This window comes from Maribacter sp. TH_r10 (assembly GCF_033101095.1).
Taxonomy (GTDB): Bacteria; Bacteroidota; Bacteroidia; order Flavobacteriales; family Flavobacteriaceae; genus Maribacter_A; species Maribacter_A luteus.
Window position 1 is genome coordinate 1 of record NZ_JAWMPY010000018.1, and the last position, 3,426, is coordinate 3,426.

Consider the following 3,426-nt stretch of genomic DNA (forward strand, 5'->3'; position numbering starts at 1 on the left):
GTGTACCAGATTGCATATAGCGTATTGATATGTTGCGTTGAAAAGCCGTAGCGGCGTTATCGGCCAGTGACCCCTCATCCTATCCCGATGGCAATCTGTCATAGCGCTGCGATGATGTAGCATTTCCGAAAGACCGGGAATCGAGGTACGAGATGAAGGGATTTTGGTCGACGCAGGCGAATGCTACATCATCGCTTGAGCTATGAACAGTACGGGAGTAAATAAGCGATTACTTTCCGCCACCCACATAGCAAAATCTTTTTGTTTTGTTTTTTCTTTTATTGTTTAAAGCAAAATCCTAAAGATTTTGCGGACTTCATAAAAATACACAAACCATTTGTTTAAGCCCTAAGCCCGAATTGTTTATAGGTTTTGTTATGTAGCGTTATTTTATTTGCTCGTCTGTTTTAAATATTTCGATTTTTATGTCTTTTTTATCTTCACTTATTATGTAGTCATAAATTATTTTCATCTCATCCATTATAGGTAATTGGCTTAGTATGGCTTTAATTTGTTGGTTATCGCTGGTAAATCCTTTCCATTTTTTGATATATACTGTGATTCTTTTTTCACGTATTCTGACAATCTCAAATAACACTCCAATATTCAGATACTTTTTTTCATCTATCCGCACAATTTGCGAAGGTTCATTTTCGGCAACATTTTTAATTTTTATAAAGTCCGTTTCAAGGATGTTCATATATTTTTTTGCCGCATTCATGTAATCCATTAAATCTCGGGAACCTATAAAGTTGAAGATTTCTTTATAGTAACTCATTGTTTCCTTGTCCTTTGATTTTAGATGTACTATTTCATCTCGAATTTTTCCAATCTCTAAAATCCTACCAATAATTCTAGAATTTTTATTAGGGTCAAAATTTAAAGATTCTACTTGAGGAATTACGTTTTCAATTTTCTCTTTAAAAGTAGTCCAACGCTCAATCTGTTTTTTTGAAAAATTTGTAATTTGTTCTGAGAACTTGTCTGAGTTCCCCGATTTAACTTTTGTATATACGAAATCATCAGGTATAATATGATTTATAAATGCTTCCACAGATAAGTGTAAAAAAATGATTGCACTAACTCGTAATTGAATAAACCTATTGAAAATTCCATCGGGTAGAAAACCGATTTCAGCAATTTCTTGTTTAGAGATAAATTTAAAAGAATCAGCATATTTGTTAGACCATTGTATTTGAGCAAGTGCTTGGTCAAAGTATATGTGAATTAAGTTTGGTGCATGACCTGAGTAAATTTTTTTCTTATGAGTGAATGTTGCCGCTTGAAGGGCTTGTCCTTCTTCACTCATAAGGAATAAATTTCCATCCCCCATTTTTATTTTTTTCCGGACTTCTTTGGTTTTGGATTCTTCTGGTTCAGGAGTTTGTAAGTTTATATCTTGATTAACCTTTTTGTCAATCTTAAAGATTTCCAATCCTTCTATTTTAACTCTTTTTAGGTTCATTTTATAATGCTACATAACGGCTAAGCTATGGCAAGTAGGGCAGGCAAGGAAAAGATGAGTTTCCGTCTGCGCTCGTAGCCTAAGCTTTTTGTTTTGTTTTTATCTTTTCATTTTAAAAGCCAAATCCAAAAGATTTGGCGGATTTAGTAAATAAACCCAAGCCATTAAATTTAGCACTTTATGCACTATTTGCTATAGGTATTGTTAGCAACTGGCTTTTATTTTTCCCTCATTTTTTTAATTTCCAGCTCTAAATCGGCTTGCGCTTGCTTTTTGATTTCAGAATCAGAATTTTTAAAGTCCGTTAAACCGTGGACTGGATTATCAAAACTTCTTGTCAGTCCGCATTCATTTACCTTCATTAATCCATTAGAGTCTGTATGTCCGTAAAAAATCCACTTCCCAAGTCCATTAATTATTGGACCGCATTGTTGGTCATAAGTCCCTTCGACAATAAGTCCGTTTTCCGTTCCTTTGAATGAATTCAAAACTTTAATCCTATAACTCTTTTCTTCAAGGTTGAACTCCAAAACTTCGCCAATAAAAATGCATTCCGATTGTTCAAATTCAGCGTGCTGAAAAGTTGATAGGTTTTTATAAACTGGACAACTACAAGCGTAAATACTGCAGCTTAATATAAATAGTAGGAAAGTTAGTTTAGAAGATAGTTTTTCCATTATTATTGATTGAAATATTCATAAATAATAAAGACACTTACTAGTATTAATCCAATTATCCCCCCACATTTCTTTATATTCATGGATTTCCTTGAATAATCGTTCTTGCCTAAAGATGTCCAAATTCGTAACTCTCTTATACCTAATACTAATGATATTAAAAGAAGTAAAACAGCACCTAAGAGTTTTAATTCGTTATTCATATTTCAGCTTGTTGCTAACGGTTAGGCTATGATTTGTGGCGGCGTCGGAAATCGTTAGATTTCCAGCCGTGGCAAATCCAGCCGTTGATGGTTTTATAGTTTCAAGTTAACGAATTATAGCTATAAATTATAGCCCATGTTAGGCAACGTTATTTATAGTATTTGATTTCTGCGTTAGTGAATTCCTCCGTCGGACTATTACCTATAGTTTTGATTTTTATGCAATTCCCCATTTTGTCAAATTCCATGTATTTCACATCATTGGAACTAACTACATTTTCATTTGAATCGGTTATGAATTGTTTGTCCATTAGTCCATTCTTATATTCAATTACGTTTTTTGGGAAGTCAGCTCCAAAAACTGATTGGATGTAAGTCATTTTTGATAGTTCTCCACTCTGATTATATGAAAACTTCATTATTTCATAAGGTGTCTTTTGGTAGACAATTTCGGTTGAGTCCGTCAATGAATTTTCGATTGCTCTGAATTCCGCTTGCTCGATTATTTGACCATTACTATCCAAGGTGTTTTCAAATTTTGATTTCATTACCAATTCATTAGAGGCGTTGAAATAATCTTTTGAAATCAGGAGATTACGATGGTCATATTTATAAACGAATATTTGCGATAGCTTGGACGAAGAATATTGACGTTGTTCTGAAATCATACCGTATTCATTAAAGAAGAATTCATTATCAATTTTGATTCCCTCCCCCTCATTTTGAGTATTGGATAAACCCCCACTTCCCTCCGTCGATTGACTCGTGAATTTTAGATATTTTACGTTTCCTTTAAGTCCGATTTTATCCAAATCAGTCAATGTCCTTTTATTGCTAGAACACTGGAAGAAAAACAAACAAATCAATAAGAGTAGGGGTGAGGTTCGCATTTGAATTTAATGTTGCCTAACGGTTTTGTATATGGCTCGTAGCGTGCAAATTAGTAATTTATTTTCGGTTAAGCACGAGCCGAATTTTTTAATTTTCTTATTACCTTTTCTTTTTAATAAGCCAAATTAAAAAATTTGGCGGAACTGCAAATATGCCTTTATTTCGATTGAGCAACTAATTAGCTATGAGC

Annotated in this window: 3 protein-coding genes; all 3 read right to left on the reverse strand. The window is 33.5% G+C overall.

Annotation, left to right across the window (positions count from 1 at the left end):
• Positions 1–385: 385 nt before the first annotated feature.
• The 3 genes from R3X28_RS19095 to R3X28_RS19105 all read right to left on the reverse strand — a co-directional run bounded on the left by R3X28_RS19095 (position 386) and on the right by R3X28_RS19105 (position 3,235).
• The gene (locus R3X28_RS19095) at positions 386–1,465 is read right to left on the reverse strand and encodes a hypothetical protein (RefSeq protein ID WP_317666468.1); all 1,080 of its coding nucleotides are present in this window, start codon (positions 1,463–1,465) and stop codon (positions 386–388) included.
• Positions 1,466–1,683: 218 nt separating this feature from the next.
• The gene (locus R3X28_RS19100) at positions 1,684–2,142 is read right to left on the reverse strand and encodes a hypothetical protein (protein WP_317666469.1); all 459 of its coding nucleotides are present in this window, start codon (positions 2,140–2,142) and stop codon (positions 1,684–1,686) included.
• Positions 2,143–2,494: 352 nt separating this feature from the next.
• Complete coding sequence (locus R3X28_RS19105) at positions 2,495–3,235, reverse strand: hypothetical protein (protein WP_317666471.1); 741 nt, start codon at positions 3,233–3,235, stop codon at positions 2,495–2,497.
• Positions 3,236–3,426: the final 191 nt, after the last annotated feature.